This is a genomic window from Streptococcus mitis (assembly GCF_946188615.1).
In the GTDB taxonomy this organism is placed as follows: Bacteria; Bacillota; Bacilli; order Lactobacillales; family Streptococcaceae; genus Streptococcus; species Streptococcus mitis_BZ.
Genome location: NZ_CAMHVK010000005.1, coordinates 76,280 through 89,159, shown reverse-complemented (window position 1 = coordinate 89,159; position 12,880 = coordinate 76,280). Strand labels below are relative to the sequence as shown.

The following is a 12,880-nucleotide window of genomic DNA, read 5'->3' as shown; positions in this document are numbered from 1 at the left end:
GAAAATAGGTGGGCTAGTGAGCTGAAAAGCCCTAGCCCAATCTTGTAAAAGAAGGGAGAAGGAGAATGGTTAAAGAACGTAATTTAACTCGCTGGATATTTGTTTTGCCAGCTATGATTATCGTAGGATTACTCTTTGTTTATCCGTTTTTCTCGAGTATTTTTTATAGCTTTACCAATAAGCATTTGATTATGCCTAATTATAAATTTGTTGGTTTAGCTAACTATAAAGCTGTGCTATCAGATCCCAACTTCTTTAATGCGTTCTTTAATTCAATTAAGTGGACCGTTTTCTCATTAGTTGGTCAAGTTTTAGTAGGGTTTGTATTGGCTTTAGCTCTTCACAGAGTACGCCACTTCAAGAAATTATATAGGACCTTATTGATTGTTCCTTGGGCATTTCCTACCATCGTTATTGCTTTTTCTTGGCAGTGGATCCTAAACGGGGTTTATGGCTACTTACCTAATCTAATCGTAAAATTAGGTTTAATGGAACATACGCCTGCATTTTTGACAGATAGTACATGGGCATTCCTATGTTTGGTGTTTATCAACATTTGGTTTGGAGCGCCGATGATTATGGTTAATGTACTTTCAGCTTTGCAAACAGTACCAGAAGAACAATTTGAGGCTGCTAAGATAGATGGTGCTTCAAGTTGGCAAGTGTTCAAATTTATCGTCTTTCCACATATTAAAGTGGTTGTAGGGCTTCTAGTTGTTTTGAGAACTGTATGGATCTTTAATAACTTTGACATTATCTACCTAATTACAGGTGGTGGACCAGCCAATGCTACAACGACGCTTCCAATTTTTGCCTACAACCTAGGTTGGGGAACTAAATTGTTGGGTCGTGCCTCAGCAGTTACAGTATTGCTCTTTATCTTCTTGGTGGCAATTTGCTTTATCTACTTTGCTATCATCAGTAAGTGGGAAAAGGAGGGTAGAAAATAATGAAGAAGAAATCCGGTATTTATTTAGATATTCTCTCACATGTACTCTTGATTGGTGCGACCATCGTTGCAATTTTCCCATTGGTATGGATTATCATATCTTCTGTCAAAGGTAAAGGGGAATTAACTCAGTATCCAACACGATTTTGGCCTGAACAATTTACATTGGATTATTTCACTCATGTTATCAACGATTTGCACTTTATTGATAACATTCGAAACAGTTTAATCATTGCCTTAGCTACAACTGTTATTGCGATTATTATTTCTGCTATGGCAGCCTATGGTATTGTTCGATTCTTCCCTAAATTGGGAGCAATCATGTCAAGACTACTCGTCATTACCTACATTTTTCCACCAATTTTGCTAGCAATTCCCTATTCAATTGCCATTGCTAAAGTTGGATTAACAAATAGTTTATTTGGCTTGATGATGGTTTATCTATCTTTTAGTGTTCCATATGCAGTTTGGCTCTTAGTTGGATTTTTCCAAACAGTTCCAATTGGAATTGAAGAAGCAGCTCGAATTGATGGTGCAAATAAATTTGTTACTTTTTATAAAGTTGTACTACCAATTGTAGCACCAGGTATTGTAGCAACAGCTATTTATACATTTATCAATGCTTGGAATGAATTCCTGTATGCTTTGATTTTGATTAACAATACAGGAAAGATGACAGTAGCAGTAGCCCTTCGTTCACTTAATGGTTCAGAAATACTAGACTGGGGAGATATGATGGCAGCATCTGTTATTGTAGTTCTTCCATCAATCATTTTCTTCTCTATCATCCAAAATAAAATTGCAAGTGGATTATCAGAAGGATCTGTAAAATAAGTTAAAATTAGAAAGTTTATTCAATAATAAAGGAGAAAAACATGGTTAAATATGGTGTTGTTGGAACAGGATATTTTGGGGCTGAGTTAGCTCGTTATATGCAAAAGAATGATGGAGCAGAGATTACTCTTCTCTATGATCCAGATAATGCAGAGGCAATTGCAGAAGAATTGGGAGCAAAAGTAGCAAGCTCCTTAGATGAGTTGGTTTCTAGCGATGAAGTAGATTGTGTTATTGTCGCAACTCCAAATAATCTTCATAAAGAACCAGTTATCAAGGCCGCACAACATGGTAAAAATGTTTTCTGTGAAAAACCAATTGCGCTTTCTTATCAAGATTGTCGCGAGATGGTAGATGCATGTAAAGAAAACAATGTAACCTTTATGGCAGGACATATTATGAACTTCTTCAATGGTGTCCATCATGCAAAAGAACTAATTAATCAAGGAGTTATAGGAGACGTTCTATATTGTCACACAGCTCGTAATGGTTGGGAAGAACAACAACCGTCAGTATCATGGAAAAAAATTCGTGAAAAATCAGGTGGTCACTTGTATCACCACATCCATGAGTTGGATTGTGTTCAATTCCTTATGGGTGGCATGCCTGAAACTGTAACTATGACAGGTGGAAATGTTGCCCATGAAGGTGAAAATTTCGGTGATGAAGATGATATGATTTTTGTCAATATGGAATTTTCTAATAAGCGTTTTGCCTTGTTAGAATGGGGTTCAGCTTATCGTTGGGGTGAACATTATGTTTTGATTCAAGGAACGAAAGGTGCTATCCGCTTAGACTTATTCAACTGTAAAGGAACTCTTAAGCTAGATGGACAAGAAAGCTATTTCTTGATTCATGAATCACAAGAAGAAGATGATGATCGTACTCGTATCTATCATAGTACAGAGATGGACGGAGCAATTGCTTATGGTAAACCAGGTAAACGTACTCCGTTATGGCTATCATCTGTCATTGACAAAGAAATGCGCTATCTACATGAGATTATGCAAGGAGCTCCAGTATCAGAAGAATTTGCAAAATTGTTGACAGGTGAAGCTGCTCTAGAAGCGATTGCTACTGCAGATGCTTGTACTCAATCTATGTTCGAAGATCGTAAAGTAAAATTGTCAGAAATTGTAAAATAAACATAATGTAAAGGGGATGAAAAATTTATTTTCTCCCCTCATTTCGGAAATAAGTTAGGAGAAAATCTATGTCAGATTTAAAAAAATACGAAGGTGTCATTCCAGCCTTTTACGCATGTTATGATGATCAAGGAGAAGTAAGTCCAGAGCGTACACGTGCCTTGGTTCAATACTTCATTGATAAAGGTGTTCAAGGCCTCTATGTTAATGGTTCTTCTGGTGAATGTATCTACCAAAGTGTTGAAGACCGCAAGTTGATTTTGGAAGAAGTGATGGCAGTTGCCAAAGGTAAATTGACCATTATTGCTCACGTTGCTTGCAACAATACCAAAGACAGTATGGAACTTGCTCGTCATGCTGAAAGCTTAGGAGTAGATGCCATTGCAACGATTCCGCCGATTTATTTCCGCTTGCCAGAATACTCAGTTGCTAAGTACTGGAACGATATCAGTTCTGCAGCTCCAAATACAGACTATGTGATTTACAACATTCCTCAATTGGCAGGAGTTGCTTTGACTCCAAGTCTTTATACTGAAATGTTGAAGAATCCACGTGTTATCGGTGTGAAGAACTCTTCTATGCCAGTTCAAGATATCCAAACCTTTGTGAGCCTTGGTGGGGAAGACCACATCGTCTTTAATGGTCCAGATGAGCAGTTCTTAGGTGGTCGTCTCATGGGAGCTAAAGCTGGTATCGGTGGTACTTATGGTGCTATGCCAGAACTCTTCTTGAAACTCAACCAATTGATTGCTGACAAAGACTTGGAAACAGCGCGTGAATTGCAGTATGCTATCAACGCTATCATTGGTAAACTCACTTCTGCACATGGAAATATGTACGGTGTCATCAAAGAGGTCTTGAAGATCAATGAAGGACTGAACATTGGTTCTGTTCGTTCACCATTGACACCAGTGACTGAAGAAGATCGTCCAGTTGTAGAAGCAGCTGCAGCCTTGATTCGCGAAACCAAGGAGCGCTTCCTCTAATCTATAAGGAGGTATTTATGACACACTACGTTGCAATTGATATCGGTGGAACCAACATCAAATATGGTTTGATTGACCAAGAAGGCCAACTTGTTGAATCACATGAAATGCCAACAGAGGCGCATAAGGGTGGTCCTCATATCTTACAAAAGACCAAAGATATCGTAGCCAGTTATTTAGAAAAGGGTTCAGTAGCAGGTGTTGCTATTTCTTCTGCAGGGATGGTAGATCCAGATAAGGGGGAAATTTTCTATGCTGGGCCTCAAATCCCTAACTACGCAGGCACCCAGTTCAAAAAGGAAATCGAAACTAGCTTTGCAATTCCTTGTGAAATTGAGAATGACGTCAACTGTGCAGGTCTTGCTGAAGCGGTATCTGGTTCAGGCAAGGGAGCGAGTGTGACACTTTGCTTGACCATTGGAACCGGTATCGGTGGTTGCTTGATTATTGATGGGAAAGTCTTCCATGGTTTTAGCAATTCAGCCTGCGAAGTCGGTTATATGCATATGCAGGATGGAGCGTTCCAAGATTTGGCTTCTACAACAGTTTTAGTGAAATATGTAGCTGAAGCACATGGAGAAGATGTTGATCAGTGGAATGGCCGACGCATCTTTAAGGAAGCCACTGAAGGCAACAAGATTTGTATGGCTGGTATTGACCGTATGGTAGACTATCTAGGAAAAGGTCTGGCAAATATTTGCTACGTTGCTAATCCAGAAGTGGTCATTCTCGGTGGCGGTATCATGGGACAAGAGGCTATCCTCAAACCCAAGATCCGCAAAGCCTTGAAAGAGGCTTTGGTGCCAAGCCTTGCTGAAAAAACACGATTAGAATTTGCCCATCATCAAAATACAGCAGGTATGTTGGGAGCTTATTATCATTTTAAAACAAAACAATCCTAGTTTGGTTCAACCAAACTAGGATTTTCTAATCAAATTCCCTTGATTTTCTTTATAATTGTGAGATAATAAATAAAATATATAAAGGAGTTATATAAAATGGCTATAGCAAATTCAAGTAAAATTGTGACCTTCCAAGCTAATAGAGAATTGGTAAATGATGCAATGGAAGTGTTAAAAGAACAAAATCTCTCTCTTTCATCAGCACTTAGATTATTTTTAAAGAATGTTGCCGTAACAAATGAAGTAGATTTACTTAGTGAAGAGGAATTAGAGAAGGAGTATTTGTTTAGACAATTACAAGCAGAAGTTCAAGAAAGTTATGCCAAGATTGAGGCTGGAAATTACTTGACAGATGAGGATGTCGTGACACGCTATGAATTATAAAAGATATAGGATTTTGTATTCTCCTAGAGTGATTGATAGTCTGGATAAAATATATCAGTATATAGCGGAGGAAATTGGTTCTGTAGAGGCTGCGAGACGAAAAGTGGCGAGTATTAGAAAAGATATTAATCGGCTAGAAATTTTCCCCCAAGCTGGATTTGATGCCGATGAAAAATTTGGTAAGAAATTAGATCCTCACTACCAAACGCGAGGATTGACCTTGAGTAAGGATTACATCGTATTATATACAATTGTTGAGGATACTGTCAGACTTGTTTATTTACTCCCTTCAAAAAGTGATTATATGAAATTATTTAAGACTAAGTCAAGATACGACTAATTCATAATCTAGAAGAGGGATGTTTGGTGATGAATAAAAATCCTAGTTTGGCTCAACCAAACTAGGATTTTCTTATACGTTTTTGTCTACGATAGCCATTGAGTTTTTTATTTTCCCAATAGCTGTTAAAAATTTTTTCCTTGCTTTCACGATTGATTTCCAAAAAGTAGGCATAAATCAAATCGATAAAGAAGAGCATAGGAAGTTGAGCGGATATACGTTGGATGTAAGAAGACTGGCTGTGGGTGGCTACAAGAACAGTCTCTGTATAGGCTTGACTATCTTTATTGGGAACACTTGTAAAAAGTACAGTCTTTGCCCCCATCTCCTTAGCGTCTAATAGACTATCTAAAATAGAAGGGGTTGAGCCAGAAAGTGAGAAACCGAGTACGAGACAATTCTCATCCATAATACTGGTTGTCCAAGCAAAACCATCTTGGTCAGTCAAGGCCTCGCAGACCACACCTAGACGCATGAAGCGTAATTTCATTTCACGAGCTACGAGGCCAGAACTCCCTGTTCCGAAGAAGTAGACACGCTCAGCATCTTCGATTAACTGGGCAATTCTTTCTAGTTGGACTTCGTCAATCAAGTCCTGTGTTTGCTCCCGCATGTTGCTATAACTTCTGAGGACTCGTTTTGTCAGTGGACTGTGTTTGTGAGAATGGGTGTCTTGTTTCTCTGCTTGGTGTTGGTATTGGAAAATAAATTCTCTATAGCCTGTAAAACCACACTTTTTAGCAAAGCGGGTCAAAGCAGCTTGGGAGATATGTAATTTTTGAGTGACTTGCTGGGATGATAAATCATCTACAAGGGTTTCTGTTTGTAAAAAATAGCGAGCGATTTCTTGCTCTAAATCTGTCATTTCTTCGAAGTGGGAATCAATGATGGTTGCTATATCTGGTTTGTCCATAGAAAGGCTCCTTTAAATGAGTCGTATTGGAAAAAGACTGGGTCATCGAACTTTTACATTTATTATATCATATAATATAGGGATAGATAAATAAAATCGTATTTTCCTGTAAAATGGAAAAAGCTCCCTTCTTTTCCATAATTTTCTTCTCAAATTGTGGTACAATGAAGAGTAAGATTTTAAATAGAAATGAGACTGATTTGTATGAGAAAATTTGATAGCCATTCGATTCCGATTCGGCTTAATTTATTGTTTTCAATTGTCATTTTGCTCTTTATGGCCATTATTGGTCGCCTGCTTTATATGCAGGTTTTGAACAAGGATTTTTATGAGACAAAATTAGCATCTGCTAGTAAAACAAAGGTGACTACTAGTTCGGCTCGGGGCGAAATTTATGATGCTAGCGGCAAGCCTTTGGTTGAAAATACTGTGAAACAAGTTGTTTCCTTTACTCGAAACAACAAAATGACGGCTGCAGATTTAAAAGAAACAGCTAAGAAGCTGTTAGCCTATGTGGGAGTTACTTCTCCAACATTGACTGATCGACAGTTGGCGGACTATTATCTAGCAGATCAAGATGTCTATAAGAAAGCAGTGGAAAGTTTACCACGTGAGAAGCGACTTGATTCTGATGGCAATCAATTATCTGAATCCGAGCTTTACAATAATACTGTTGAAAGTATCGATCCAAGTCAATTGACCTACTCGGATGACGAAAAGAAAGAAATTTATCTTTTTAGCCAACTCAATGCAGTTGGAAATTTTGCGACAGGGACCATTGCGACAGATTCCTTGACAGATACACAGATTGCCTTGATTGCTTCAGCTTCTAAGAATTTACCTGGGATCAGTATTTCAACTTCGTGGGATCGAAAGGTCCTAGAGACTTCTCTTTCGTCTATAGTAGGAAGTGTATCCAGTGAAAAAGCCGGTCTTCCAGCTGAAGAAGCAGATGCTTATATCAAAAAGGGTTATTCTCTAAACGACCGTGTTGGAACCTCTTATCTAGAAAAACAATATGAAGAAACCTTGCAAGGGAAACGCTCGGTGAAAGAAATCCATCTAGACAAGTATGGCAATATGGAAAGTGTCGAAAATATCGAAGATGGTACCAAAGGGAATAATATTAAACTGACTATTGATTTGGCCTTTCAAGATAGCGTGGACAATCTGCTTAAGAGTTACTTCAATTCCGAACTGGGAAATGGAGGAGCCAAGTATTCAGAAGGTGTGTATGCAGTTGCCCTCAACCCAAAAACAGGTGCGGTTTTGTCTATGTCAGGACTCAAACATGACTTGAAAACGGGAGATTTAACACCTGATTCCTTGGGAACAGTAACCGATGTCTTTGTACCCGGTTCGGTCGTTAAGGCGGCGACCATCAGCTCTGGTTGGGAGAATGGAGTCTTATCAGGGAATCAGACCTTGACAGACCAACCGATTGTCTTCCAAGGTTCAGCTCCAATTAATTCTTGGTATACTCAAGCCTACGGTTCATTCCCGATTACAGCTGTGGAAGCCTTGGAGTATTCTTCTAATACCTACATGGTCCAAACGGCTTTGGGCATCATGGGTCAAACTTATCAACCTAATATGTTTGTTGGAACCAGCAATTTGGAATCAGCTATGGGGAAACTTCGTGCGACATTTGCTGAATATGGTCTTGGAGCTTCAACGGGTATTGATCTTCCGGATGAATCTACAGGATTTACCCCTAAGGAATATGACTTTGCCAATTACATTACCAATGCCTTTGGCCAGTTTGATAACTACACCCCTATGCAATTAGCCCAGTACGTTGGAACTATTGCCAACAACGGTGTTCGGATTGCCCCCCACATTGTCGAGGGGATTTATGGAAACAACGAACAAGGTGGCTTAGGGAACTTAATCCAATCTATTGAAACCAAGGAAATGAATAAAATTAATATTTCTGAGTCTGATGTTTCCATCCTCCAACAAGGCTTTTATCAAGTGTCACATGGTGGTAGTGCTTTGACAACCGGTCGTGCCTTTTCAAATGGCGCAGCGGTATCCATTAGTGGAAAAACAGGTACTGCTGAAAGTTATGTTGAGGGCGGTCAAAAAGCTAACAATACTAATGCTGTGGCCTATGCACCATCAGATAATCCTCAAATCGCTGTAGCTGTTGTCTTCCCTCATAACACCAACCTTACAAATGGTGTCGGACCTTCCATTGCGCGCGATATTATCAACCTCTATAACCAACATCATCCAATGAATTAGAAAGGAACGTATGCTTTATCCAACACCTATTGCTAAGCTAATTGACAGTTATTCGAAGTTACCGGGTATCGGGATTAAGACGGCTACCCGTCTGGCCTTCTATACTATTGGAATGTCTGATGACGATGTCAATGAATTTGCTAAAAATCTCCTTTCTGCTAAGAGAGAGCTGACCTACTGTTCCATCTGCGGTCGCCTGACTGATGACGATCCTTGCTCTATCTGTATCGATCCGACTCGTGACCAGACAACGATTTTAGTTCTCGAAGATAGTCGCGATGTGGCAGCCATGGAGAATATCCAAGAATACCACGGGCTCTATCATGTCTTACATGGTCTTATTTCTCCCATGAATGGTATCAGTCCAGATGATATCAATCTCAAGAGCCTTATGACTCGTCTTATGGATAGTGAAGTTTCAGAAGTGATTGTGGCGACCAATGCTACAGCGGACGGGGAAGCGACTTCGATGTATCTTTCACGTTTGCTCAAGCCAGCTGGTATCAAGGTTACGCGTCTAGCGCGAGGTCTCGCTGTCGGAGCGGATATTGAGTATGCGGACGAAGTGACACTCTTACGAGCCATTGAAAATCGAACAGAGTTGTAAGTCTAGACAAATGAACACACTCAATTCATTTAGACAAAAATTAAGGAGACCGACAGTTGTTTTATCGGTCTCTTTTTAGATTTATTGAAGACCAGTATCAGGTTCAAGTTTCAAAAAAGAAGCAAATATGATATACTAAAGAACGAGTATTCTATTAGAATTGGAACAAATAATATGAAACAAACGATTATTCTTTTATACGGTGGACGTAGTGCAGAGCGTGAAGTCTCTGTTCTTTCAGCTGAGAGTGTGATGCGTGCGGTCAACTACGACCGTTTCACAGTCAAGACTTTCTTCATCAGCCAGTCGGGTGATTTTATTAAAACGCAAGAATTTAGCCATACTCCAGGTCAAGAGGATCGTCTTATGACCAATGAAACCATTGATTGGGATAAGAAAGTTGCACCAAGTGCTATATACGAAGAGGGAGCAGTGGTCTTTCCAGTCCTTCATGGTCCGATGGGAGAGGATGGCTCTGTTCAAGGATTCTTGGAAGTTTTGAAAATGCCTTACGTCGGTTGTAACATCTTGTCATCTAGTCTTGCCATGGATAAAATCACCACTAAGCGTGTCTTAGAATCTGTCGGGATTGCCCAAGTTCCTTATGTGGCCATTGTCGAAGGTGATGATATGACTGCTAAAATTGCTGAAGTTGAAGAAAAATTGACTTATCCAGTTTTCACAAAACCATCTAACATGGGTTCTAGTGTCGGTATTTCTAAGTCTGAAAATCAAGAGGAACTTCGTCAAGCCTTGAAACTTGCCTTCCAATATGACAGCCGTGTCTTGGTAGAGCAAGGGGTAAATGCTCGTGAAATCGAGGTTGGTCTCTTGGGCAACTACGATGTCAAGAGTACGCTACCAGGAGAAGTAGTCAAGGATGTTGCCTTTTATGACTACGATGCCAAGTATATTGACAACAAGATTACCATGGATATCCCAGCTAAAATCAGTGATGATGTGGTAGCTGTCATGCGTCAGAATGCAGAAACTGCCTTCCGTGCTATTGGTGGTTTAGGTCTATCTCGTTGTGATTTCTTCTATACAGATAAGGGAGAGATTTTCCTAAACGAGCTTAATACCATGCCAGGTTTCACCCAGTGGTCTATGTACCCACTACTTTGGGACAATATGGGAATCAGCTACCCAGAACTAATCGAGCGTTTGGTTGACCTTGCCAAGGAAAGTTTTGACAAGCGCGAAGCGCATTTGCTATAAAATGAAAGAGAGGGTAGAAGCCAGAACCATCACTGAAAGGTGACTAGAGTTCTCGGACTTCAACCCTTTTTAAAGGAGTAGAAATGAAATTAACAATCCATGAAGTTGCCCAAGTTGTCGGAGCTAAAAATGATGTCAGCATCTTTGAGGATGCTCAGTTGGAAAATGCTGAGTTTGACAGTCGTTTGATTGCGACAGGAGATTTATTTGTCCCCCTCAAAGGTGCGCGTGACGGTCATGACTTTATCGAAACAGCTTTTGAAAATGGTGCGGTAGCAACCCTGTCTGAGAAAGAGGTTGCAAATCATCCCTATATTCTAGTAGATGATGTCTTGACTGCCTTTCAAACCCTAGCTGCCTACTATCTTGAAAAAACAGCAGTTGATGTCTTTGCGGTTACAGGTTCAAATGGCAAGACAACGACCAAGGATATGTTAGCTCACTTGCTATCAACAACCTACAAGACCTACAAAACACAAGGCAACTACAATAATGAGATTGGTCTTCCTTACACAGCTCTCCATATACCTGAAGGAACAGAAAAGTTGGTTTTGGAGATGGGGCAGGATCACTTGGGAGATATTCATCTCTTGTCAGAATTGGCCCATCCAAAAACAGCCATTGTGACCTTGGTTGGAGAAGCACATTTGGCCTTTTTCAAAGACCGTTCAGAGATTGCTAAAGGAAAAATGCAAATTGCAGACGGGATGTCTTCGAATTCCTTGCTTTTAGCGCCAGCTGACACTATTGTAGAGGACTACTTGCCAACTGATAAAAAGGTAGTTCGTTTTGGCCAAGGAGCAGAGTTGGAAATTACCGACTTGGTTGAGCGTAAGGATAGCTTGACCTTTAAGGCCAATTTCTTGGAGCAACCCCTTGATTTGCCAGTGACTGGTAAGTACAATGCCACCAATGCTATGATTGCATCCTATGTTGCCCTGCAAGAAGGAGTTTCAGAGGAGCAAATTCGTCAGGCCTTCCAAAATCTTGAATTGACGCGTAACCGTACCGAGTGGAAGAAAGCGGCCAATGGAGCAGATATTCTGTCTGACGTATACAATGCCAATCCAACTGCTATGAAGCTGATTTTAGAGACTTTCTCTGCCATTCCAGCCAACGAAGGTGGCAAGAAAATCGCTGTCTTGGCGGACATGAAGGAACTTGGTGACCAGTCTATTCAACTCCATAATCAGATGATTTTGAGCCTTTCTCCAGATGTGCTTGATACAGTTATTTTCTATGGAGAAGACATTGCTGAATTAGCCCAATTGGCTAGTCAAATGTTCCCAATCGGCCACGTTTACTACTTCAAGAAAACAGAAAACCAAGACCAATTTGAAGACCTAGTTAAGCAGGTCAAAGAAAGCCTTGGAGTGCATGACCAAATCCTGCTCAAGGGCTCTAACTCTATGAATTTGGCCAAGTTGGTAGAAAGTTTAGAAAATGAAGCTAAGTGATTTTGTCAAACATTTACGTATTTCTAAATCCATTTTTGACAAATAGCATGGTATAATAAAATGCAGGAAAATTTTGAATCATGAGGAAGACTAGATGAATTTATGGGATATTTTCTTTACGACCCAAGCAACAGAACCACCCAAATTTGACCTTTTTTGGTATGTCAGTATATTTACACTTTTAGCCTTAACTTTTTATACAGCCTATCGTTATCGTGAAAAGAAGGCTTATCAACGATTTTTCCAAATCTTGCAGGCAGTTCAGTTAATCCTTCTTTATGGATGGTACGGGGTTAATCATATGCCATTGTCAGAAAGCTTACCCTTTTACCATTGCCGTATGGCTATGTTTGTGGTGCTCTTGCTTCCTGGTCAGTCTAAATATAGGCAGTATTTTGCATTACTAGGAACATTTGGGACATTAGCTGCCTTTGTTTATCCAGTGCCAGATCCCTATCCTTTCCCACATATTGCCATTTTGTCCTTTATCTTTGGGCACTTAGCTCTCTTGGGGAACTCACTGGTTTATCTATTGAGACAGTATAACGCGCGATTGCTGGATGTGAAGGGAATTTTTCTCATGACCTTTGCACTAAATGCCTTGATTTTTGTGGTCAATTTAGTAACAGGTGGAGATTACGGATTCTTGACAAAACCACCATTGGTTGGAGACCATGGCTTAGTAGCTAATTATTTAATCGTTTCCCTGGCCTTATCAGCAGCGATTACGTTAACAAAGAAAATCTTGGAACTATTTTTAGAACAAGAAGCAGAAAAAATGATTGCAAAGAAAGCTTAGAAATGAGCTTTCTTTTTTTTCGTAAATCTGATTTTTTATAATTTGTTTGGAAAATAAAAAAAGCTAAGGAAAGAATGTGAAAAAATGGTAAGTAAATTT

The 12,880-nt window shown here is 39.7% G+C and carries 13 protein-coding genes; 12 read left to right on the top strand and 1 reads right to left on the bottom strand.

Annotated elements, in window-relative coordinates:
* Window positions 1-65: 65 nt before the first annotated feature.
* The 7 genes from OCF95_RS06250 to OCF95_RS06220 all read left to right on the top strand — a co-directional run bounded on the left by OCF95_RS06250 (window position 66) and on the right by OCF95_RS06220 (window position 5,540).
* Window positions 66-950 carry a carbohydrate ABC transporter permease gene (locus tag OCF95_RS06250; RefSeq protein ID WP_000237988.1) on the top strand — a complete coding sequence of 295 codons (885 nt, stop codon included), beginning with the start codon at window positions 66-68 and terminating at the stop codon, window positions 948-950.
* Window positions 950-1,783 (top strand): carbohydrate ABC transporter permease, encoded by an 834-nt coding sequence (locus tag OCF95_RS06245; RefSeq protein WP_000730332.1) that lies wholly within the window; start codon window positions 950-952, stop codon window positions 1,781-1,783. The genes OCF95_RS06250 and OCF95_RS06245 overlap by 1 nt, the downstream gene beginning before the upstream one ends.
* 41 nt (window positions 1,784-1,824) lie before the next feature.
* Window positions 1,825-2,928, top strand: coding sequence for a Gfo/Idh/MocA family protein (locus OCF95_RS06240; RefSeq protein WP_000241736.1), 1,104 nt, complete (start codon window positions 1,825-1,827; stop codon window positions 2,926-2,928).
* Window positions 2,929-2,996: 68 nt separating this feature from the next.
* Entirely contained in the window at window positions 2,997-3,914 is a 918-nt protein-coding gene (locus OCF95_RS06235) for a dihydrodipicolinate synthase family protein (RefSeq protein WP_001281499.1), read from the top strand.
* 17 nt (window positions 3,915-3,931) lie between these two features.
* Window positions 3,932-4,816, top strand: coding sequence for an ROK family protein (locus tag OCF95_RS06230; protein WP_261105083.1), 885 nt, complete (start codon window positions 3,932-3,934; stop codon window positions 4,814-4,816).
* A 96-nt stretch (window positions 4,817-4,912) separates the two neighbouring features.
* Window positions 4,913-5,200: a type II toxin-antitoxin system RelB/ParD family antitoxin gene (gene relB, locus OCF95_RS06225; RefSeq protein WP_261105082.1), complete on the top strand. Its 288-nt coding sequence runs from the start codon at window positions 4,913-4,915 to the stop codon at window positions 5,198-5,200.
* Window positions 5,190-5,540 carry a type II toxin-antitoxin system RelE/ParE family toxin gene (locus OCF95_RS06220; protein ID WP_261105081.1) on the top strand — a complete coding sequence of 117 codons (351 nt, stop codon included), beginning with the start codon at window positions 5,190-5,192 and terminating at the stop codon, window positions 5,538-5,540. Before relB ends, OCF95_RS06220 begins: the two co-directional genes overlap by 11 nt.
* A gap of 61 nt (window positions 5,541-5,601) precedes the next feature.
* Here OCF95_RS06220 and OCF95_RS06215 read toward each other — a convergent pair whose 3' ends face one another.
* Entirely contained in the window at window positions 5,602-6,453 is an 852-nt protein-coding gene (locus OCF95_RS06215) for a MurR/RpiR family transcriptional regulator (protein ID WP_261105080.1), read from the bottom strand.
* Window positions 6,454-6,642: 189 nt separating this feature from the next.
* Between OCF95_RS06215 and pbp2b the strand changes: the two genes are divergently transcribed.
* The 5 genes from pbp2b (at window position 6,643) to OCF95_RS06190 (ending at window position 12,781) form a co-directional block, all read left to right on the top strand.
* Complete coding sequence (pbp2b, locus tag OCF95_RS06210; protein WP_261105079.1) at window positions 6,643-8,700, top strand: penicillin-binding protein PBP2B; 2,058 nt, start codon at window positions 6,643-6,645, stop codon at window positions 8,698-8,700.
* A 10-nt stretch (window positions 8,701-8,710) separates the two neighbouring features.
* Window positions 8,711-9,307: a recombination mediator RecR gene (recR, locus tag OCF95_RS06205; protein WP_023946149.1), complete on the top strand. Its 597-nt coding sequence runs from the start codon at window positions 8,711-8,713 to the stop codon at window positions 9,305-9,307.
* Window positions 9,308-9,481: 174 nt separating this feature from the next.
* Window positions 9,482-10,525, top strand: coding sequence for a D-alanine--D-alanine ligase (locus tag OCF95_RS06200; RefSeq protein ID WP_261105078.1), 1,044 nt, complete (start codon window positions 9,482-9,484; stop codon window positions 10,523-10,525).
* Window positions 10,526-10,608: 83 nt separating this feature from the next.
* The gene (locus OCF95_RS06195) at window positions 10,609-11,982 is read left to right on the top strand and encodes a UDP-N-acetylmuramoyl-tripeptide--D-alanyl-D-alanine ligase (RefSeq protein WP_261105077.1); all 1,374 of its coding nucleotides are present in this window, start codon (window positions 10,609-10,611) and stop codon (window positions 11,980-11,982) included.
* 94 nt (window positions 11,983-12,076) lie between these two features.
* Entirely contained in the window at window positions 12,077-12,781 is a 705-nt protein-coding gene (locus OCF95_RS06190) for a YwaF family protein (protein WP_049551303.1), read from the top strand.
* Window positions 12,782-12,880 lie beyond the last annotated feature (99 nt).